General features: G+C 40.1%; 22 protein-coding genes and 1 pseudogene. 3 read left to right on the forward strand and 20 right to left on the reverse strand.

The features are described from left to right. The first annotated feature begins 292 nt into the window (after positions 1-292). Positions 293-1,429 carry a family 10 glycosylhydrolase gene (locus N3A72_07420; protein ID MCX7919425.1) on the forward strand — a complete coding sequence of 379 codons (1,137 nt, stop codon included), beginning with the start codon at positions 293-295 and terminating at the stop codon, positions 1,427-1,429. A 117-nt stretch (positions 1,430-1,546) separates the two neighbouring features. Here N3A72_07420 and N3A72_07425 read toward each other — a convergent pair whose 3' ends face one another. The 4 genes and pseudogenes from N3A72_07425 to N3A72_07440 form a co-directional block, all read right to left on the reverse strand. Continuing rightward, on the reverse strand, positions 1,547-2,653 hold the full coding sequence (locus N3A72_07425; GenBank protein MCX7919426.1) for a hypothetical protein: 1,107 nt from the start codon (positions 2,651-2,653) through the stop codon (positions 1,547-1,549). 199 nt (positions 2,654-2,852) lie between these two features. Next, a complete protein-coding gene (locus N3A72_07430) occupies positions 2,853-3,158 on the reverse strand; it encodes an MscL family protein (protein MCX7919427.1) in 306 nt (101 codons plus the stop codon). Between the two features lie 60 nt (positions 3,159-3,218). Continuing rightward, positions 3,219-3,899 (reverse strand): OmpA family protein, encoded by a 681-nt coding sequence (locus tag N3A72_07435; protein MCX7919428.1) that lies wholly within the window; start codon positions 3,897-3,899, stop codon positions 3,219-3,221. A gap of 571 nt (positions 3,900-4,470) precedes the next feature. Then, positions 4,471-4,869, reverse strand: a pseudogene (locus N3A72_07440) (peptidylprolyl isomerase). Between the two features lie 290 nt (positions 4,870-5,159). On the opposite strand from N3A72_07440, the gene trxB reads away from it, so the two are divergent. Both trxB and N3A72_07450 read left to right on the forward strand, forming a co-directional pair. Next, on the forward strand, positions 5,160-6,077 hold the full coding sequence (gene trxB, locus N3A72_07445) for a thioredoxin-disulfide reductase (protein MCX7919429.1): 918 nt from the start codon (positions 5,160-5,162) through the stop codon (positions 6,075-6,077). 52 nt (positions 6,078-6,129) lie between these two features. Next, on the forward strand, positions 6,130-7,614 hold the full coding sequence (locus N3A72_07450) for a glycosyltransferase family 39 protein (GenBank protein ID MCX7919430.1): 1,485 nt from the start codon (positions 6,130-6,132) through the stop codon (positions 7,612-7,614). Between the two features lie 172 nt (positions 7,615-7,786). Here N3A72_07450 and N3A72_07455 read toward each other — a convergent pair whose 3' ends face one another. From N3A72_07455 to rplQ, 16 genes are all read right to left on the reverse strand, one after another. Continuing rightward, positions 7,787-9,190: a phospholipid carrier-dependent glycosyltransferase gene (locus tag N3A72_07455; GenBank protein ID MCX7919431.1), complete on the reverse strand. Its 1,404-nt coding sequence runs from the start codon at positions 9,188-9,190 to the stop codon at positions 7,787-7,789. An 85-nt stretch (positions 9,191-9,275) separates the two neighbouring features. Further along, complete coding sequence (locus N3A72_07460) at positions 9,276-10,097, reverse strand: hypothetical protein (GenBank protein ID MCX7919432.1); 822 nt, start codon at positions 10,095-10,097, stop codon at positions 9,276-9,278. Positions 10,098-10,316: 219 nt separating this feature from the next. Beyond that, the gene (locus N3A72_07465) at positions 10,317-10,790 is read right to left on the reverse strand and encodes an Lrp/AsnC family transcriptional regulator (GenBank protein MCX7919433.1); all 474 of its coding nucleotides are present in this window, start codon (positions 10,788-10,790) and stop codon (positions 10,317-10,319) included. Positions 10,791-10,975: 185 nt separating this feature from the next. Continuing rightward, complete coding sequence (locus N3A72_07470) at positions 10,976-11,485, reverse strand: cytochrome c3 family protein (protein MCX7919434.1); 510 nt, start codon at positions 11,483-11,485, stop codon at positions 10,976-10,978. 383 nt (positions 11,486-11,868) lie between these two features. After that, positions 11,869-12,618 (reverse strand): ABC transporter ATP-binding protein, encoded by a 750-nt coding sequence (locus N3A72_07475; protein MCX7919435.1) that lies wholly within the window; start codon positions 12,616-12,618, stop codon positions 11,869-11,871. A gap of 38 nt (positions 12,619-12,656) precedes the next feature. Beyond that, positions 12,657-13,454: an ABC transporter permease gene (locus tag N3A72_07480; GenBank protein MCX7919436.1), complete on the reverse strand. Its 798-nt coding sequence runs from the start codon at positions 13,452-13,454 to the stop codon at positions 12,657-12,659. Positions 13,455-13,662: 208 nt separating this feature from the next. Continuing rightward, positions 13,663-15,108 (reverse strand): replicative DNA helicase, encoded by a 1,446-nt coding sequence (gene dnaB, locus N3A72_07485; protein ID MCX7919437.1) that lies wholly within the window; start codon positions 15,106-15,108, stop codon positions 13,663-13,665. Positions 15,109-15,305: 197 nt separating this feature from the next. Then, positions 15,306-15,752, reverse strand: coding sequence for a 50S ribosomal protein L9 (gene rplI, locus N3A72_07490; GenBank protein ID MCX7919438.1), 447 nt, complete (start codon positions 15,750-15,752; stop codon positions 15,306-15,308). An 81-nt stretch (positions 15,753-15,833) separates the two neighbouring features. Continuing rightward, entirely contained in the window at positions 15,834-16,121 is a 288-nt protein-coding gene (rpsR, locus tag N3A72_07495; GenBank protein MCX7919439.1) for a 30S ribosomal protein S18, read from the reverse strand. 77 nt (positions 16,122-16,198) lie between these two features. Further along, entirely contained in the window at positions 16,199-16,627 is a 429-nt protein-coding gene (ssb, locus tag N3A72_07500) for a single-stranded DNA-binding protein (protein ID MCX7919440.1), read from the reverse strand. 46 nt (positions 16,628-16,673) lie between these two features. Then, positions 16,674-17,102, reverse strand: a complete 429-nt coding sequence (gene rpsF, locus N3A72_07505) for a 30S ribosomal protein S6 (protein ID MCX7919441.1) — start codon at positions 17,100-17,102, stop codon at positions 16,674-16,676. Positions 17,103-17,157: 55 nt separating this feature from the next. Then, on the reverse strand, positions 17,158-17,712 hold the full coding sequence (gene pth / locus N3A72_07510; protein ID MCX7919442.1) for an aminoacyl-tRNA hydrolase: 555 nt from the start codon (positions 17,710-17,712) through the stop codon (positions 17,158-17,160). A gap of 74 nt (positions 17,713-17,786) precedes the next feature. Further along, positions 17,787-18,506 carry a 50S ribosomal protein L25 gene (locus N3A72_07515; protein ID MCX7919443.1) on the reverse strand — a complete coding sequence of 240 codons (720 nt, stop codon included), beginning with the start codon at positions 18,504-18,506 and terminating at the stop codon, positions 17,787-17,789. A 22-nt stretch (positions 18,507-18,528) separates the two neighbouring features. Next, positions 18,529-19,473: a ribose-phosphate pyrophosphokinase gene (locus N3A72_07520; GenBank protein MCX7919444.1), complete on the reverse strand. Its 945-nt coding sequence runs from the start codon at positions 19,471-19,473 to the stop codon at positions 18,529-18,531. A gap of 97 nt (positions 19,474-19,570) precedes the next feature. Next, a complete protein-coding gene (locus N3A72_07525) occupies positions 19,571-19,810 on the reverse strand; it encodes a hypothetical protein (GenBank protein MCX7919445.1) in 240 nt (79 codons plus the stop codon). A gap of 79 nt (positions 19,811-19,889) precedes the next feature. Next, positions 19,890-20,288, reverse strand: a complete 399-nt coding sequence (gene rplQ, locus N3A72_07530; GenBank protein MCX7919446.1) for a 50S ribosomal protein L17 — start codon at positions 20,286-20,288, stop codon at positions 19,890-19,892. Positions 20,289-20,346 lie beyond the last annotated feature (58 nt).

Below are 20,346 nucleotides of genomic sequence, written 5' to 3' on the forward strand. Positions count from 1 at the left end.
CCATCGATAGCGAATAATGTTTATTGTATATTGAGGCAACAAATCACCATAAATTTTTTGTTTAATTATCCGTAAGAAGAATATCCGCTGTTATGTTTTATTATATAATAAAAAATCAAGTTTATAACCCTATTGTTTTGACTTTGAGACGAAAATCGGCTATAATGGATTTAACCCTAAATTTATCAGTTATTCAACTCTTTTAGAGAACGATTCTGTTATCGGAGTGGGAACGGAATTGTTCCGATCAATTCCGTTTCCGCTCCACTCCACTGTCGGAATAAAACTGTTTATGAAAAGATATATGTTTCACTTGGTAACCGGTCTAATTTTATTGCTATCTCTATGGAACTGTGGATTTGGAAAAGATATCCCTATCGAAACCCGAGGGGTATGGGTAGATAAATCGGATGTGTATAAAGGAAAAGACTATTTAATCTCGATGTTTGATAACCTAACTGCAGCGAATTTTAATACTGTTTACCTTCCGGTTCTCTATCGCGGATATGTCATTTACCCGAATAGCAAATATCTTCCGCAAGACCCAAAAGCAATTGAAATAGATAAAGATATCCTCCGTTGGATGATTGAACAGGCGCATCGACGCAGGTTGCTCGTTGAATCTTGGCCTGAATTTGGATTTTATGCGTATTGGACTAAAAATGCCGCTAACGATCCTTCCCGCGGGGTAATCTTGGATAAACATCCGGACTTAACCGCAATTGATATTACCGGACTTCCTTATCTGCATAATAAAGATTGGGGTGATTTCTATTCTCTCTGTCCGAGCAATCCACGTTCGCAGCGGATTATGATTGAGCTGCTCTGCGAACCGATTCAACGATATGAATTCGATGGATTAAACCTTGACCGGATTCGATATCCGACGAAAGATTTCTGTTTCTGCGCATATTGTAAAAAGCAGTTTAGAAAAGAAACAGGAATTAACCTAACTAAAGAGAGTTTAGAGAACGAAGAAACATTAAGAACATTCTATACTTGGCGGAAAGAGCAGTTGAATAAATTTATGCAGAACCTTTCGAATAAAATTCGGAAAATGAAACCAGCTATCCTTATCACTGCAGATGTCTGGACTCCGAATGAAATTAATCCGAAAGGACAGGATTGGGGAACCTGGTTGAAAAAGGGATATATAGATATTGCGATTCCGATGATGTATTGGAGTGACATCGAATCCGAATTAAATGCCTCATTGCAACTTTCAGCTAATCCTCGTCGAATTCTCGCTGGTATCAGTGCGGAGACCAATTCCTCGGAACAATTAGCCAACCAAATCGAACTCGCTCGGAACAAAAATTGCGGCGGAGTGGTTATCTGGTATCTCGGGAAACTCGAGGATAACCTTGCTTATCTAAAAACCACTGTTTTTCACGAACCAAGCCAACCTTTTATTCCTAAAAATGATTAGACTATAACGGAATCCCGGCAAAAGAAATAGCCCTGGAAATCAATTCATTCTCAGGGCTATTAGAATAGTCCATTACCGGCCGAAAAAATTAATTATTTTTATCCAGGTTCGTTTTTTCTACCTAATTCTTCGCTGTTGACCCGGTGGTGCGTTTTTGCTAGTATCAACTCCGAATCCCTTTTTCCCTCGCTGGCTCATTTCGGTAGGTTGTGCTGGTATGCCTTCCGGTTGTTTCCTCTCGAACCCAGGTTGTTGACCAGGAAACTCTTTCCTTCCGAGAGTATTCCCTTCACCTTTAAACTCTTTTTCTTTCTTCTCAAATCCACGAACTTTCGGTCTTTCTTGGTTAAACGGTTCCGGCGGCGGTTCAGATTCATTCCCAGGCTGTTGTCCTGGCAATCCTTCTGTTTTCTTCTTTTCTAATCCCTTTTGTTGACCTGGGAATTCTAACCGCCCGAACGCTTTTCCTTCACCTTTAAACTCTTTCTCGTTCTTCTCAAATCCACGAACTTTCGGTTCTTGCTCGGTCAACGGTCCAGCGAATTTTACTGACTTGCCTTTACGGTGGGGAGATTTTATCTCATTCAACGCAAGTTTATGTTCTTTCGAAATATCTTCCCACCGTTTCCCTTTATTCCGGGCAACCAGAATATCGCCGACTGGTTTCCCAGACCGGCTAGCGATATTAACCGCCGCAACGATTTCTCCCGGACGATATCCTTTTCGATGAATATCATCTATCTGGTGATAAGGAATACCATAATAATCGGAAGTTGCATGCAATACCGCTACCGACCAAGCATCTTTCTCGCGAATCCATCGTGGAGCATCCGGCGGTAATCGCAGTTCTCTAACCACAATCGACCAATCCCGTCTAGTTTTGTATGCATTGATAATATACAGCGGTGGCCGACGACTATAATGCGATAAATAGAGGATAAAAACCACTTCATCCGGCGAAAGGTCATAATCTCGATAATAGCCATAAATTATCGGATACCCGATACCGAAATACCCACAACCAAGATTCAAAACCACATCGGTATAAAACCTATCATAAACCACGACTGGCGGAGCATTATGTGGTGGTGGCGGCGGTGGCGGTGGCGGTGGCGGTGAACCTATTCGGATAGAAATCGATACATCATCCGCTGATACCATAACAGAAAATAAACCTAACAATAAACTTAACACCACTGGTAACCACATTAGTTTCTTATTCATATACTATTCCCTCCTTTTCACCTAAAACTATGGTAAATTACTTTACCAAACTTAAAATTGTATTATTCTATCGATTTAATTATACGCTATAATGTCATAGTGGGCAAATGTAAATAAATCAGCCTATGATTTTTATCGATTCCAGCGATTATATTTTTAGAACAACAGCTACCGAAAACGGATTCGCGATACCTGACTACTATTTTTTCGTGACTTTTTCCTCTTTAAGAACATATTTCGCAAACAAAAATACAATTAGCGCAATAATCAATAAATCGATACATGCGCCAAATAAATGCCCGATTTTAATCTGCAAGTTTCCGTATCCGATAACGAAATTCTGCCAATCACCACTCGGGATAATCACCGCGATAATCGGCATAATTAAATCGGATACTAACGCGCCAACAAATTTCGTTACGGCACCGCCCATAACTACGGCAATCGCTAATCCGATAACGCCATATTGTTTAAGAAACTCTTTAAATTCTTGAAATAGTCCCATAATCATGATAAAAAAAGGGATTCAATTGAAATTGAATCCCTTTTTTATTTCTCCTTAACTTTATGGATTAGCTAACTCGATTTCAACCCGCCGGTTTTGCGCCATACCTTCTTTCGTTGCATTTGACGCGACTGGTCTGGTTTCGCCAAATCCAACCGCTTGCATCGTACCTGCAGGAACACCTTTCTCTTCAAGATACTTTTTCACTGCATTCGCGCGCGCTTCAGATAATTTCTGGTTATATGCATCTGACGCGCGGGAATCCGTATGTCCGGAAATAATAATCGCAGGATACCCGTTTTCCGCTAAGATTTTTGCCGCTTTATCCAACTCTTTCTTACCTAACGGTTTGAGTTCTGATTTATCAGTATCAAAGAAGACACTCGGTAGAACGAATAATACTTTTCTCGTTTCTTTCGGCACTTCTTTATACACAATTTTTTCTACCGGAACTTCTTTAATCACTTCTTTTTCAACAATTTTTTCTACCGGAACCTCTTTAATAACTTCTTTAATTTCAACTTTTTCTGGACATTTTAAAACTTTACAGATTTCCGCATCGGTCATTCCAGCAATCCGGTTCCAATCCGCGCGGATATCCGCACATTTTTCCCACGGACATTTGCCAGTTGGTGCTTTCTGCAAGCTATTTTTAATCTTAGCAACATGCACCGAAGCGCAACCAAAGATAAAGATTGCGATACTAATCAAAGCTAATATTGCTAGGGTTCTTCTAACCATATACTGATTCCCCTCCTCTCTCTATTTGAAATAAAATAATATTGCGTTAAGTATATCACATTTAATATAAATCAACAACTATTCCAGTACAAAAGATAATTTTCCAATTTGCCGATAGAATGCACTGAGAATCGCGAGCGCATTTAAATTTTTCGGGTGCGAATTGAGCCAGTGTCCAACCGCTTGTACGTTCCATAAATTACTACCTAATAAAAAGACAGGGTGCAAAAAGCAAAATTTTTGTACTTCGGTATTTCCTGCTTAAAACTTTGGAACTTATTATTTTTCATTTGTTCCATGGTCGAGTTGGAAATTTCCGAATTAGATATTCATATCGGTCAATTCGTTTCCCGGTTCTCTCGTCAAACAACGGCGTACCACCAGCATAAACCGTATCTTTGGCATCACCGAACGGATTCAAATTATTCTTTTTTAACCATGCATCAATTCGTCTTTTTTCTTCAGGAGAAATTCGACCGGTTACTTCAGGAGGAGCAATCGGTTTTGCTCTCGCTACATCAATCGCCTGTTTGGAACCGACTGATGACCTCGGAAGTTTTACCGTAACTTTTCGCATAACATCACCAACCTGAATTTTCTGAACAACATCCATTCCCTGTACCACCTGCCCGAAAATAGTATATTGTCCATCGAGCCAACTTGGCGTGCCTAAGCATATATAAAACTGACAGTCAGCGCTATTCGGATCCATTGCTCGCGCCATCGCAACTGTGCCCGGTTGATGTTTTAACGAGCTGAATTCTGCTGGAAGTTTAATTCCGGTTCCACCGGTACCGTTCCCCAGCGGGTCACCACCCTGAATAACAAATCCGGGAACAACCCGATGGAACGTTAATCCATCATAAAACTTCTGCTGGATAAGTTCAGTAATTCGCGCAACGGTTTTCGGTGCAACGTCCGGAAACATTTCAAAAACAATGTTTCCTTTATCAGTTTCGATGGTTACCATTGGTCTTTGTGTCTCCCTCTTGATATGATTTGGTGTCTCGGGATTCGTGGTTAAAACTGAAATAGCTAATAAACTAACTAAAACTAATTTCATAATTTAAACCTCCCTAAACATATATTAATTCTATACTTTTACCATAGCGCAAACTGAAAAATTCTGCAAGCGAAATTCTAGTAACTTTATAGTGTAGTATGAGGTTCGAGTAAATTGCCTATCTGCAGTAATGTTTTCTTTTTTGTAAGCTATGGTAAAATTTATATAATAACCTAGCTATATGCGGAGAAATCTTTATGGAAAACATCTATGATGTAATTATCGTCGGTGGTGGTCCTGCCGGATTAACCGCTGGACTCTATGCATCTCGGTCGAAATTAAAAACTTTACTCCTAGAGCGATTCCTCCCCGGCGGTCAAGCGGCATTAACTGATTTTATTGAAAATTATCCCGGATTCCCTGATGGGATTAATGGCGTCGAGTTGATGCAGAAAATGGAAGCACAAGCGGTTCGGTTTGGCTTGCAAATTAATACTGATGAGGTAACGAAAGTAGGGTTGGCTCCGGATAATCTTAAACTAGTATCAGCCAATGATACTGAGTATCGCGCGAAATCCGTGATTATCGCTACCGGAGCCGAACCGAAAAAACTCGGAATTCCGGGAGAACTCGAATTCCGTGGAAAAGGGATTTCGTATTGTGCGACTTGTGATGGTCCATTATTTAAAGGGAAAGATTTAGCGGTTATCGGCGGGGGTGATTCCGCAGTTGAAGAAGGTATCTATCTAACTCGATTTGCTAAATCGGTTACGCTGATTCATCGGCGAGACCAGCTTCGAGCAACGAAAATTATTCAGGAACGAGCGTTTGCGACACCGAATTTGCGGTTTATCTGGAATTCAGTTCCGGTAGAATTCATCGGAACAACTGCGGTTGAAGGAGTTAAAATTAAAAATGTTAAATCAAACGAAGTTTCTATAATTCCGGTATCCGGGGTATTCATCTATATTGGGTTAGTTCCCCGCAGTGAAATGGTAAAAGACTTGGTTGCGTTAGATGAATCGGGAAGTATTATCACCGATACGACCATGGCAACTTCGGTTCCAGGAATTTTTGCGGCTGGTGATGTGCGTAAAACTATCCTTCGTCAAGTAGCGGTTGCTGTCGGGGATGGAGCGACTGCTGCTTATTCCGCAGAAAAATATATTCAATAAAAGCAATTCCGAAATCCGAATATCGAACCAAAATTGATGTATTTTGTGAAGTATGAGGTTAACTTCAAAAGTAGGTTTACGGAATCTTATTATTATTCTCCTGCTTGGTGCTGGGCTCCGATTATATCATCTCGGGTATGAAGATTTATGGGTTGATGAAATTTATACAATTCAAACCGCATCGCTTCCGTGGTCTGCTAGTTCACTGTCAAACTTACATCCACGCGATTTTCTCCATTTCGTATTCGATTTCGTGATCATGCGTTTCTGGTTGAAACTTGGAACCGACCCAGGTACCGTTCGATTACTTTCCGCATTAGCGGGTATCGCCACGATCGGATTATTATTTGTTATCGGGAGAAAATTGTTTAACGACACCATTGGGCTACTCAGCGCTTTATTTCTCGCATTATCCTCATATCATATCTATTATTCACAGGAAGCTTGCGCTTATGCTCTGCAGGTTTTTCTTATTCTCGCAATGGTTTATTACTTCATTCGTGGATTCGAAGAAAATAAAGTCTATCTATGGATTATATTTACTATCCTAACAGTTTTAGGAATTGCAGTTCGTGAGTTTACAATGTTAACCTGGGTCGCACTAATGGGTTATGCTGGTATCTCAATTTTTTTTTGGCAGCGGAAACCGAACCGTATAGAGCTTTGGTTCGGTTCACAGCTATTGATTATTCTTTTTTGCAGCTTCGGACTATGTCTCTTTCTGAATCAAGCGGGTGCAGTGTTTTATGGCGAATGGATATCAAAACCTACATTCGAAGATATTGGAGAAACTTTTAACTACTTCAGTCTCGGCTGGCTGCAATGGGACATGCCAAATCTGGTGAGGAAAACCATTGTTCCAATATTCATTTTTCTATTCTTATATTCTCGATTCAACTTCAACAACTCTGAACCTAAAAAACTTCCTCTCGACCATAACCCTGGTTTAATGTTATGCTGGTACTTATTTATTATCCCACTTATCCTATTTTATCTGGTTTCTTTCAAAAAACCGATTTTTATACCGTATCGGTATGTAATCATTATTCTTCCTTTTTTCTATCTATTAATTGCATATAGCCTATCGAAAATACCTAAAAAGTTTATTCGGTATTCGCTACTAGCTATTGTAGTTTTCGGAATGATATTTGGTACAATAGCTTATCATCAGGCAACGAAGAAAATCCCGTGGAGTAAAATCTCTGCCGAAATTGACCGGAACGCGCTCCCGACTGATATCGTCCTAATTTATGAAGAATATTGGAAACATGGGTTACTTTATTATCAGCGATCGTCTATTCCAGTTTATCCGATTTATTTATGGAAAAATTTATCTGAACATTTCCAGGACTTAACAAAAGGGCATTCTCGCATCTGGTTGATTACAGTAGCATTCGGTGAGAAAGAAACGGTTGATGAAATCTATACCGAACTGAATACATTATACTCAAATCAACTACCGATACTATCTCTGCGAGTTAAACAGCCAGGCGGCGCTACCGTTAAACTAACGCAATTTTCAAATGATATTAAGTAGTTTGCTGTTTGTTTGGGAAAGCTGGTTTAAACAAACTCCGAAGTTCGGATTTTGTTTTTTCCGCAATATCGCTGCTGTGATTACCTCTTGCTTAAGCGCGATGTAAACCGCTGTTTTTCATTCAAACATCGCCGTGCTGTCGTTATCTCTAATGACTTCAAATCGTTCTGCTTCAGGTTTTCTGCACGCTAAACAACAAATAAAGTAATATGGCTACTTGGGGAACGATATGAATTAATATTCGGTCTAATGAGTGCGCAGGATGATACGTTACAAACGCAATACTGATAGTGTATATTCCGATAATCATTAACAGATATAACACCAGATATATCAACGTTGCGTTAATGTAGATTTTTTTGATATCCTTTTGTGAAAAGCAATATACCATTAACAAAATGATAAACGCTACCCAAAAGATATTCCAATTCTTCCAATTAAGCATTTCCTGACTTAATAACATAAGTAAAGTTGGTATTCGGGATAAACGAAGATATATTTCCGGATGTATTAGCCGATTCCACGTAATCAAATCATTCTGGATGTTGTGTTCTATCTTAAAGAGAAACCAAGGCAAATAGATAACAAGTGCAGGAACGAAATATGCCAAGAGAATTATTTTGATTCTACTTAGAAGATTACTTTCACCTATTCCCTTCTTTTTACCGCTAAGATAAACGCAAATAATACCAGTAATAAGAAATAGCGCTACTCCTTCATTTTTAGTCCACATCGCTAACCCGGCAAAAATCGCTGCATAAATCAACCATCCCATTTTTTCGGTTTGAAACCACCAATATACAAGAATAAAACTTGCAAAACCATAATATGCTAATGGTAAATCCGCTAAACCCAACGTACCGTGAATTACCATTTGGGGTATTGTAGCTAGAATAACCGTAAATAATAGTGGATAGTTCAAATTAAACTTTTCTTCTTTGCTAACAAAATAATAGCAGAGAATTAATATTAAAAGATAATATAAAGGCGATAAAATTTTGACGAGCGATTCGTTCCATTCGTTTATCCATAATGCAAGCCAGGTTTCACTAAGTGGAATCAATAAGGGATAATCTGGATGCCCAAATTCTCGAGCAGTAAGCTGAAAATAAGATTTGGGAATAGTTTGTTCAGTATAAAATATCCTGCCTTTTAATCCCCAAATCGCCCAACTATCCCAATGGATAAACGGTGTAATAACCGTTTCACTAAAAACATAGATGATTTGAACAGCTAATAGGATAATGAGAATCCATGGAATCAAATTCTTTCTTTCGGTATGGAAAGCGCGAGGAATAAATTCTCGGATTTCAGAACTACATAGTTTATTATAGTTTCGATTCATTATCCCCAGGATAACGGCAAAAACGACTACCGAGATTGTTAACAGCGATAAATGCCAACGGCGAACGATTAACGTGAAGAGAAACATTATCCAACTAACCAATCCAAACCCTAATCCAAATCCGAACCCGAATTTTAATAATTTTGGAATCGCAATGTTCGTTTTTCGTTCTAGTAACACCACTAATTGCCAGCCTAAAAATAATGGGAGTATTAAACTTATTGTCAACATTATTGCCGTGAAGATCATTTTGGCTCACCATTTGACTATTCAACCGTAAACATTATCCCTGCTATTTTAGTGTGTTGCAGGCGTGTTATTCTTTATTAGGTATAAGAATAAAAGCATTCTTATTATAACTAGTTAATCTTGAATACCCAGTATAACCTTTAAAAACCTGATAACATAGGGTATATGGCTGCGGTTTCCCAAATCGAACTGCGACTTCTGCTGGGTTTCTGACCTTAGAATTTGCAAACATACGAATTTTTCCCTTGTTTGTGGTTAATATATTGATTACAAAGGTATATTGAGTATTTGGTTTAACTTCAAGGTAGGGGTCTAAGACAAATGGGGTTCGAGGAGTACTTTGAGTATGTAAATTATTTTTAAGAATTGTTCGCAATAGGGTATCATTATGATAAATATCAAGCTTAATCCGGTCGTTATTCGTCCATGCATCATTGTCGATAAACAGGTTGATTTGCGATACCGAGTTTGTTTTCGACCCGGAAATCCACGATTGCCTGATAGTCTCCTCGGCATAGACATAGATAACTCTATCCGGATTTTTTATCGAAAAGTCTATCGGGTGAAACGCATATTCCCTTTTTGCAGCATTAGCACCCTCCGCGTGATAGACAATAAGATAATCCGGTTCTGGCGATAATTTCCTTGGATAAAGCAGATAATAACCCAATCGTAATTGGTCTAGAGATCGATAGGTTTCCCAATTGATACTTTTATTCTCCGGAATAATCTGTTCACAAAATGCTACAAAATCCGGTAACTCTGTCCCCAATACTTTTCTTGATTTATCGGAGGAAGTTAATCCGGCATACGCATGAATATGCGAAATATAGGATTGATACTGATGATGAAAACTGTGCAATAATCCTAGCAACCACGTGATGACCAAAATCCAACATAACTCTCTTTTGATTGTAGGTATACTCTTGGTTATTACCGTCAATTTATTTGATATAAACATTTTTTTGCATGGTTTTTTTGTACCATAATTAATTTCTATGAATAAATTATATGCTATTTAAAGGCGGTTATCAAATGATTACATTGATGGTGTATTTTTGGATTTGCATAGAAAAATTAGGTGAGAAGAAACGAAGACGAATACTGCTTAAAAGTATTTCATACTTTGTTTTTTGAACTCGCGCATGCTATAGAGAAGCTGATAGTCGGTTATTCCGGTTTGTTGCGATATCCGGCGGACAACCCGCTCGCAATCTTTTTTCGTTTGCCCATGAACCATGGTATAAAGGTTATATTGCCAGTGCGGGTAGGTTACTCGTTCATAGCAATGACTTACTTCCGGGAATGATGCCATTATTTTACCGACCTGATTGACACGGCTTTTCGGAACCTTCCAGATAACCATCGCATTCGCTTTAAATCCGATTTTACGATGATATACTATCGCACCAAACCGGCGAATTATCCCTTGTTTCAACCAGGTTCTGATTTTATTAATCACCCAACGCTCGCTCACTCCTAGCTGAACCGCAATATCCTGAAACGGCGTTAATGAATTCGGAATATCCTGCTGAAGGATAGCGATGAGTTTCTTTTCGATAGAAGTAAATTTTTTCGGCATAACAATTCTGGTCACATATAAGTTGTTCGGGGCTTTGGTTCTTCCGTTCTTTCCTTAGATTGCTTTCGATAATGCCGGTTATTTTATTCCACGGTATAGTTCGTCGACGAAGTCTGCTGCCCGCATCGCTTGCGGGAATCAGATTTATAGGATATCAGATAATTCGACCAATTCGAGTTTGCCTTTCAGCGACGCCGGTTTTTCTTATCCCATCCAGGATGACAATCAGAACATTTCGGTGTTTCTTTTCCTTTCTGATGGCAGGCGATACAACATTCCATATTCGGAATGTGTGTTCTAGGTATTTTTTTACTCTGACTAATGTTCGGATGACATTGCTCGCAGGAAAGCTGATATTTTTGCGTATGGGTTTTATGCGAAAAAACAACGTTACGGTATATCTGCGGGATAACCGGGTTAACCTGGGGTCTCAGATGGGTATGACAGAGTAAACATTTCTCTGACGGTTTGGCAGTATTGATCGAATGACAATTCGCGCAAATCGCCATTGTCGGGCGACCAGCTTTCGCTTCGGTAAACGTTTCCGGATGGCAAAATTCACAGGGTAAACCGCGGTCTCGATGTAATTGATGATTAAACTTTATATCGTTTACTAACTCCTTACACCCGCTTGCAACCAACAGCCAGCATGGTATGAACAATACCCAATATACATACCTATTCCTGTTTTTCATACGGTAAGACCGGATACTCTGTTATTTTTCCGGACTGCGCTTTCTTTAGAGATAGATGAGAATTGAACAGTTCAATTCTCATCCATCTCCGTTAATACCTCACCAACAATCAACTTACACCGACATGTCTTTTAGTATTATTTTTTATGTCCGTGACCGGCAGGAGCGCGACGTTTTGAAGCGCGTTTACATTTCCAGCGGAGTTTCCGTCTTTTTTTTCCGCGATTCATATACTTCAGTCCTCGGTTAACTGTCTGAAATCCTAAGAAAACAATTTTCTTTTTAGGATATACAATTTTAGACTAAGGACTGTTATTTTCCTCCTTCCTTTTTTAATCTTTTCTCACATCAAAATCCTCATAACTTAGAAGATAAAAAGTATTTTATCCGTTTTCAGTAATCGGACCTATCGCTTCACCAAAAACAAATTGTTTAACGATGGGATCTTTCGGATTTTCAAATTCTTTAACTGGCCCAATCGCTATAATTTTCCCACGATATAGCATTGCGATTCTATCCGCAATCTTAAATGCGCTTTTCATATCATGCGTGACAACAACAGAAGTTACTTTCAATCGTTCGTTCAATTCGATAATTAAATCGTTAATCATATCCGCATGAATCGGGTCAAGTCCGGTAGTTGGTTCATCGTATAGGATGATTTTCGGGTCGCGAGCTAACGCGCGCGCGAGTCCGACTCGTTTTTTCATCCCGCCACTCAATTCGCTTGGCATCATGGTTTCAATTCCGGATAAATGAACAAGTGCTAATTTTTCTTTGACAATCTGGCTGATTTCCTCTTCTGATAAATTAGTATGCTCATAGAGCGCAAATCCAACATTTTCTTTAACATTGAGCGAATCGAATAATGCCGCGTATTGAAAGAGCATCCCAAATTTCGATCGCACCCGATTTAATTCCGTTGTTGACATATTGGTTATATTTTCATTTTCAATCAGCACTTCACCGGAATCAGGTTTCATTAATCCAATCATATGCTTCAAGAGAACACTTTTCCCTTCACCGCTGCCGCCAATAATTACCATGGTTTCTTGCGGCGCAATTTCCAAATCTATCCCGCGAAGCACCTCTTTATTCCCTAACCGTTTATAGACATTTTTTAGTTTAATCATGTTAGTGTGGAATCACGCTTCCTATCATCTATGCAACCTTATTTCCACAGCGCTAAAATCCAAGTGGTTAAAAAATAATCGGATATTATGATTAAAATAATCGAACTAACTACGGCATTGCGGGTCGCCCGACCAACGCCTTCTGCACCGCCGCTCGTTTTGAATCCTTGATAACATCCGATAATCGCCACAATCCCAGCAAAAACCACGGTTTTAATCAACCCACTATATACATCGCGAAGCACTAGAAAATCCCGCGTGTTATTCAGATATAATTGCGGTGATATCCCGAGATTCGTTACCCCGACTAATAATCCGCCAAGAATTCCGATACTTAACGCTAAGATAGTTAATAATGGGACAGCAGCGATTGCGGCAACAAATCGTGGCACGACGAGATATTGCACTGGATCAGTGGCTAAGGTTTCAAGCGCATCAATCTGTTCGGTAACTTTCATCGTTCCTATTTCAGCGGCAATTGAAGCGCCAACCCGAGCAGCTATCGAAAAAGCAGTGAAGACTGGCGCGATTTCGCGCGCTAACGCTATTGCCGCAATTCCTCCAGCATATAGGGTCGCACCAAATTTAGCTAATTGATACCCGGTTTGAAGCACCATTATCATCCCGATAAATACTGCGGTTAATAATACTATCGGTATAGATTCATACCCGATATAAAGCATCTGCCGAATAATATTATTCCATCGAAGTCGCGATTTATATATCCAAGAGATGGTCGAAAAAAATAAGAGCATCATCTCGCCAATTTGGCGAATCATTTTCATTTGTTTCTGACCGAGCGCTGATAGATATGAAAAAAGTTTTATGTTATTCATCCTGAAAAGTTATGGTTAGGGTTACGGCTTAAAAGTATCGATGTATCAGGTTATGGTCGTTATGGTCACGGATTAAAATCCAAACCTAAACTTTTCTAAACGATACTATCACCTTAATCCTAACTCTAACTCTAACATTCAGTTACTTAGTTATTCCGTTTTGGGTGGGTTTGTATGGAATTGTTTATACGTTATGCATGGAACTGCCTTATAGTTCTTCCGTTGGAACATATGCATCTGCTGGAATCACATCATATCGTTTCGCTAAATTTTCAAACCGCGTATATTCTTCTAAGAATGCAAGTTTAACTGTTTTGCAGGGGCCGTTCCGCTGTTTTCCAATAATAATTTCTGCGGGTTTATCTTCTTCGCGAATTTCTTTTCCATCCATTCTTCGATAAAATTCTGCCCGATAGATGAATAACACTAAATCAGCATCTTGTTCCAAAGCGCCGGATTCGCGTAAATCTGCTAGTTGCGGTCGACGGGATTCCCCGCGTTTTTCCGGGGCACGGCTTAATTGAGATATCGCTACTACTGGTAGGTGTAATTCTTTTGCTAACGCTTTTAACGAGCGGGATATCTCTGATACTTCCTGTTGTCGACTTTCAGCACGAGCTCGCCCTGACATCATCTGAAGATAGTCAATGATAATTAATCCCAACGATTGGTTATTCTGTAATAATTTTTGTTGTAATCGTCTCGCTTTTGCGCGCAATTCCATGATTGAAAGTGCCGGAGTTTCATCAATAAATATTTGCGCTTGCGATAATCGCGATGCTGAATTAACCAGTTTCCCGAATTCTTTCTCTCCCAAAAGGCCTGATTGTATCTGTCGCATTGAAATTCGCGATTCGGTTGCGAGCATCCGGAGAACCAACTGTTCTTTTGACATTTCGAGCGTAAAAATGGCTACCGGAATCGGTGGGTCGTGGTCAATAGCGAGATTGCGTGCAATGTTTAACGCAAAGGCGGTTTTCCCCATCGAAGGCCGACCGGCAATGATAATCAGATCTGATTTCTGAAACCCTGAAGTTAACTCATCAAGTTCGGTATATCCCGTCGGAATACCGGTAACCATTTTCTTATTCTGATAGAAACTTTCGACCTTTTCCATGCTACTTGATAACAGGTCTGATAGGGATGTAAATTCTTGCCGGCTTTTTTGCTGTGCGATATCAAAAATCAGTTTTTCTGCTGTTTCAACCATTGAATGGATATCTTCCTCTGTGTTATATCCGAGCTGGGATATCTCCGCTCCAGCAAGAATTAATCGCCGAGCAGTAGCTTTATCACGAACAATCTGCGCATACTCCTGCACATTACTTACAGTAGCTACATTCTCTAATAAACTGGATAGATAATACGCGCCGCCAACTGAGTCTAACCGTCCGCGTCGCGTTAACTCTTCTGTTAGTGTTATCAGGTCAACCGCTCGGTTGCGCTCGTATAACGCCAGAATAGATTGATAGATAACGGTATGTGCGGTATGGTAAAAGGAAGATGGGTCTAGGATATCTACCACAGTATCAATAGCGCGATTGTCGAAAATCAGCGCTCCTAACACTGCTCGTTCCGCATCAAGGTTATGTGGAAGCACCGACGATGCTGCTGAAATTGTTCCGGAAGTTGAAATTATCGGTTGGGTTACCATAGCCAAACTAAATCCAAAATCAGTCAACTAAATACTATCTCGCTTTGGATTGGGTAGTAGGAGCATCGTTCTCCTGCTAGCTCTCCGTATCGGCCAGCGCACATTTGCACGCTATTAAAAACGGCTATTAAATTCCTCGGTTCATTGCGCGCAGGAGCGAATTTAGTTGGTTTTTGAATTTTACTATTCAGGTTAATTTAGGTAGATTTTACCACTTGAACAACGGTCTCTGCAACTACTTCCGGTCCTAATTTTATCTGCACCGTATAATTACCTAGCGTCCTAATCGGTTCTGGTAACCGAATTTTTTTATGGTCAACGGAAATATTCTGTTTGGCTAATGCTTCAGCAATATCCGTTGCGGTAACTGAACCAAACATTTTATCTTCGGCACCTACGGTTACCGCAATCGTTATCGGCGTACGGTTAATCTGCTCGGCTAATGCCATTAGCTCCTGTTTTTGCTTTTCGAGTTCTTTTGCACGAGCTATCGCCTTCTGCTGCACCAATTGTATCGCCGATTCAGTTGCAGGATATGCGTACTTACGCGGAATTAAATAATTCCGTGCATAGCCATCCTTTACTTCAACGATATCACCATATTTTCCTAAATGTTCTATATCTTCACACAATACTACTTTCATACCTTATCCCTCAAATATTCTTGTTGCAGCCATCTTACCAGTACAATATCGGGTAGAAAAAGTTAGGTTGATCACGACCGACTATTCTGCAACGTAAGGCAATAACGCCATATTCCGCCCGCGCTTAATCGCGATTTTTAACTGCCGTTGATGCCGAGCGCAGGTTCCCGAAATTCGGCGGGGAACGATTTTTCCCCGTTCTGTTACGAACCGCTTGATGCGGGCAATATCTTTATAATCAATTTTATCAATTTTATCACTACAGAAACGACATATTTTACGCCGGACAAACCGTTTTACCGGTACCGCAGTTTCACTTTTTTCTCGTGGAGACGTTCCCGTTTGTCCAGCAGAAAGTGTTGTTACCATATGCTTATTTGACCCTCCGAGTAAATCGCATCTTGTCTCTATGGTTATTTTTAGAAAAAGAAATAACTTTTAACATGTTAAAATGGAACTGAATCATCTGCTGCACCCGGTTCTTCTTCTCCATTCCCTTCAGGAATACCTGCAGAACCCGCAGTGTTTACGGGTTTCCCTATTTTCTCTATCGGCAGCACAGACATCGGTGAAGCCTGAACTTCAATTGTGGTTCGTTTCTGTCCATCTTGTGTTTCCCAGGAACGCGAGCGCAACCGCCCTTCAACAAATACTGACTTCCCTTTAGCTAAAAATTGTTTACAGATATCAGCTTGCTTACCCCAAACGACCACGCGAATGAATAATGTTTCATCCTGGAAGTTTCCAGACTGGTCTTTATACCGATGATTAACCGCTAGATCAAAACTTAACACTTGCGTTCCATTGGGTGTAAAGCGGATTTCAGGATCCTTCGTTAAATTGCCAATTAAGGTAACCCGATTTAAATTTGCCATAAAACGTATTCGCCCAACTCAATTTGCGGAAATGATGGTTCGCTGCTTATTCGGATAATTCGGTTGGTTTGGTATCGACTGGAACCGATTCTGTACCTCCAGTTGCTGCGATCGGTTCACTTTGTTCGTGTTCACCACGTTCAGTCAGTTCACCTTTTTGCTTTTTCGCAAACCGACTCTTGCGAACAACCTCCTGTTTAGTAGTAAAATTACGTAAAACCATTTCTTCATATTTTAAAAATTGTTTAAGTTCGTCAACTATGGTTGGTGGCGCGGAATAGTTAAAATATAAATAGATTCCTTCACTTCGTTTTCGTATTGGTGCCGCTAATTTCTGTTTACCCCAATTCTCCTGTTTTAACACTGTACCATTTTTTTCCTTAATAAATCCGGCAATTTTTTCACTTATTTTACCCAGCATTTCATCATTTATCGTGGGATCAAGCACAAAAAAAGTTTCATAGGTTACTGCCATAGTTCACCTCATACGTTAGCATATAATCATATCATAATGCTAACAAAATCATTTATTAATTATACTGATTCATAGCCTGCGTTATTCCATACTTAATGATAACCATTACAGCTTCCGCTGCTTTCATCACGCCTAATGTTATCTGTTCCATTTCCTGCGCACTAAATTCTGATAAAACAAAATCTACCACTTCATTCCCTTCAGGTTTTCCGATGCCGATTCGAACTCGCATAAATTGCGTGGTTCCTAACTGTTCCGCAATTGATTCTAATCCATGATGACCGCCGCTTGTTCCCTGTCTGCGTATCCGAAGTTTCCCGAGTGGTAAATGGAAATCATCGCTAATAACGATTAGCGACGATGGGGATAATTGCAACCGGTGCAACAGTTCACGAACCGCAATTCCACTTTGATTCATATAGGTTAACGGTTTCGCTAATACAATTTCTTCTACTCCGAGTTTTCCTTTCCCAGTAAGCGAATGGCATTGATGCTGCCGCAGCGGAATACCAAGTTGTTCCGCTAACCTATCAACAACCATGAATCCAAGGTTATGCCGGGTATTAGAATATCGTATTCCGGGATTCCCCAATCCAACTACCAGCCACATTGAATTTGTGGATTGCGGATAACGAATTACAACGTTAATCACCTACATCCAAAATCCGAAATCCGAATCGACGATTATTTCTTTTCTTCTTTCGCTTTTGATTCCGGTTTCTCTTTTGTTTCCTCAGCTTTTCCTTCCGCCTGGTCTAACAACTCTTCTTCCGTCGGTTTCTTGGTAATCAATTCCGGTTCGATTACTTCCTGAGTTACCGGTGCTTCTTCAGTTACTGCTTTCGGCGCAACTATGGTCATGACCACAGCGTCTGGCGGATCAGTCAACGTTACTCCCTCCGGTACTTTCAAATCGGAAATATGAATGGTGTGTCCGATTTTCAATGCGGTCACATCTACTTCTATTTTATCGGGAATAAGCGTCGGTAAACATCGGACTTCTGCTTCTCGCACAATACATTCTAATATTCCACCTTCTTGTACCCCGATTGGAATGCCTACCGGAACAATTGGAACCTGCGTGGTTAATTCTTTATCCAAAGAAATACGATAGAAATCTACATGGATATATTCTCGGGTAAGCGGATCTTTTTGCAATTCTTTTATAATGACCGGTTGTTTAATCGCCTCATCGCTATGGTCGATTTCGAGATTTATCAGTACATTTTCGCCGGCACTCGAGCTTAGAATCCGATGAATATCTTTCAATCCTACCTGAATCGGGATAGGCTCTTGTTGGGCGCCATAAACGATGCCGGGAATTGCCTGATGGAGTCGTAATTGACGACTTATTCCTTTTCCGGTTTTATTTCGTTTCTGGGCATAGAGTGTTACTTGTTGCATAATTATTTCCTACTTTCATCGGTTACTGTGGAAACAATGCACTAACTGATGCATTATGATAGATATTAGTTATGGCTTGCGCAAGGAGATTTGCAATAGATAAAACTTTTAATTTTGGACATTGTTTAGTTTTATCTCCGACTGCGATAGTATTCGTGATAACCAATTCAGTTAATTCAGATGCAGCGATTCGCGTTAACGCGTTTCCGGAAAGAACCCCATGCGTGCATCCTGCATAAATCACACCTGCACCTTCCTGCTTCAATATCCTTACCGCTTCAACCATCGTTCCCGCTGTATCTACCATATCATCAAAAATGATTACATTTTTTTCAGCGACTTCTCCAATAATATTGACTACTTCAGCGTGGCCAGCTTTCGGTCGCCGTTTATCAACGATAGCCAGTGGCACGTCAAGTTTCCGGGCGAACGCGCGTGCACGTTTAACACTGCCAATATCCGGAGATACCACTACCAGATTGGGTATCGCCAACCGCTTAAAATAATCTACCAGAATTTCCGTTGCAAAAAGATTATCCAACGGAATATCAAAAAACCCTTGAATCTGCCCAGCATGTAAGTCAACGGTTAATACTCTATCCGCGCCTGCAGTGGTGATTAAGTTGGCAACTAGTTTCGCCGTTATCGGGACCCGCGGTTGGTCTTTCCGATCTTGTCGGGCATAGCCATAATAGGGTAAAACCGCAGTTACCCGTCGCGCTGAAGCTCGTTTCAAGGTATCAATAATAATTAACAATTCCATTAAAGACTCATTCACGTGCGGTGCGGTTGGCTGAATGACAAATGTATCAATTCCGCGAACATTCTCGTTTATTTGAACAAATATTTCTCCGTCCGGAAAAGAACTTACTTCCATATTCCCGACAGGAATGTTCAGCGATTCACAGATTTCTTTCGCAAGTAATGGATTCGCTCGACCGCTAAATATCTTAAAATCACTTGCCATACGATATTTTATCCTGCGCGAAATGATTGTGCGGGTTTTTCAATGCTTGATTAATTTATTATCCTATCCTGCTCACGTCCTGCAATAAACGCCTTGACTATGGTTTCATCAATAATGCTATGATAACCACAATATATCCGCCAATAATTAGAATTGGTGATAGGATAGAGGCCCAATTATTTCCTTCAGGATTCGTTAAGGTTAGTAAGAAAAACCCGATAAAAATCGCTGTAAGTCCAATAATAAAACATACTTTTTTTCGTAACGCTTGTTTTTGCAACTCGGACGATAGATTAACTGGTTTACCTACCGAATCAATTTGTTCCTTATTAGCCATAGGACCACCTGCGTTATTATTGAGCAACAATAACTTTTTGATAATCTCTGTGAAAAATTATTATTCACTATTGAAAAAATTAAGTATTTGCAGTTTCTTTCGTTTCTGAAGCAAGGCTCGATTCCGATTCAACAAATTCCAATCGCGCCATACGTGCGGTATCGCCAACGCGACGCCCGAGTTTAATTATCCGGGTGTATCCACCGGGACGATTCTGGTATCGAGTTGCTATGGTCTCGACCAACTTTTTAGCCACCTCATTATCTGGAATCCACGCCGCGATTCTACGGCGATTCGATAAACTCTTATTTCGGGCTACTGAAATTAATTTTTCTATAATCGGCTGAACCGCTTTCGCTTTCGATTCGGTGGTAACAATTTTTTCGGAAATAACCAGTGCTCGAATTAGGTTCCGGAATAATGCTTTTCGATGGGAAATCGTTCTCCCAAGTTTTTTGCCTGACTTTCGATGTCGCATAGTTAAAAAATATTGATGCCATAAATGGCACCGCCCCAGAGCCTATGCTCGGGCGAAG

This window comes from bacterium (assembly GCA_026416715.1).
GTDB lineage: Bacteria > UBP4 > UBA4092 > JAOAEQ01 > JAOAEQ01 > JAOAEQ01.

What these genes read in the sequence shown, in the direction of transcription:
- dnaB (MCX7919437.1), bottom strand. Translation starts at nt 15,108, where the DNA reads ATGGTAACCCAACCGATAATTTCAACTTCCGGAACAATTTCAGCAGCA.
- N3A72_07480 (MCX7919436.1), bottom strand. Translation starts at nt 13,454, where the DNA reads ATGAATAACATAAAACTTTTTTCATATCTATCAGCGCTCGGTCAGAAA.
- N3A72_07430 (MCX7919427.1), bottom strand. Translation starts at nt 3,158, where the DNA reads ATGGGACTATTTCAAGAATTTAAAGAGTTTCTTAAACAATATGGCGTT.
- N3A72_07470 (MCX7919434.1), bottom strand. Translation starts at nt 11,485, where the DNA reads ATGAAAAACAGGAATAGGTATGTATATTGGGTATTGTTCATACCATGC.
- N3A72_07525 (MCX7919445.1), bottom strand. Translation starts at nt 19,810, where the DNA reads ATGGCTAATAAGGAACAAATTGATTCGGTAGGTAAACCAGTTAATCTA.
- N3A72_07475 (MCX7919435.1), bottom strand. Translation starts at nt 12,618, where the DNA reads ATGATTAAACTAAAAAATGTCTATAAACGGTTAGGGAATAAAGAGGTG.
- N3A72_07520 (MCX7919444.1), bottom strand. Translation starts at nt 19,473, where the DNA reads ATGGCAAGTGATTTTAAGATATTTAGCGGTCGAGCGAATCCATTACTT.
- N3A72_07515 (MCX7919443.1), bottom strand. Translation starts at nt 18,506, where the DNA reads ATGCAACAAGTAACACTCTATGCCCAGAAACGAAATAAAACCGGAAAA.
- N3A72_07450 (MCX7919430.1), top strand. Translation starts at nt 6,130, where the DNA reads ATGAGGTTAACTTCAAAAGTAGGTTTACGGAATCTTATTATTATTCTC.
- pth (MCX7919442.1), bottom strand. Translation starts at nt 17,712, where the DNA reads ATGTGGCTGGTAGTTGGATTGGGGAATCCCGGAATACGATATTCTAAT.
- N3A72_07435 (MCX7919428.1), bottom strand. Translation starts at nt 3,899, where the DNA reads ATGGTTAGAAGAACCCTAGCAATATTAGCTTTGATTAGTATCGCAATC.
- ssb (MCX7919440.1), bottom strand. Translation starts at nt 16,627, where the DNA reads ATGGCAAATTTAAATCGGGTTACCTTAATTGGCAATTTAACGAAGGAT.
- trxB (MCX7919429.1), top strand. Translation starts at nt 5,160, where the DNA reads ATGGAAAACATCTATGATGTAATTATCGTCGGTGGTGGTCCTGCCGGA.
- N3A72_07455 (MCX7919431.1), bottom strand. Translation starts at nt 9,190, where the DNA reads ATGTTGACAATAAGTTTAATACTCCCATTATTTTTAGGCTGGCAATTA.
- N3A72_07425 (MCX7919426.1), bottom strand. Translation starts at nt 2,653, where the DNA reads ATGAATAAGAAACTAATGTGGTTACCAGTGGTGTTAAGTTTATTGTTA.
- rplI (MCX7919438.1), bottom strand. Translation starts at nt 15,752, where the DNA reads ATGAAAGTAGTATTGTGTGAAGATATAGAACATTTAGGAAAATATGGT.
- rplQ (MCX7919446.1), bottom strand. Translation starts at nt 20,288, where the DNA reads ATGCGACATCGAAAGTCAGGCAAAAAACTTGGGAGAACGATTTCCCAT.
- N3A72_07420 (MCX7919425.1), top strand. Translation starts at nt 293, where the DNA reads ATGAAAAGATATATGTTTCACTTGGTAACCGGTCTAATTTTATTGCTA.
- rpsR (MCX7919439.1), bottom strand. Translation starts at nt 16,121, where the DNA reads ATGGTAACAACACTTTCTGCTGGACAAACGGGAACGTCTCCACGAGAA.
- N3A72_07465 (MCX7919433.1), bottom strand. Translation starts at nt 10,790, where the DNA reads ATGCCGAAAAAATTTACTTCTATCGAAAAGAAACTCATCGCTATCCTT.
- rpsF (MCX7919441.1), bottom strand. Translation starts at nt 17,102, where the DNA reads ATGGCAGTAACCTATGAAACTTTTTTTGTGCTTGATCCCACGATAAAT.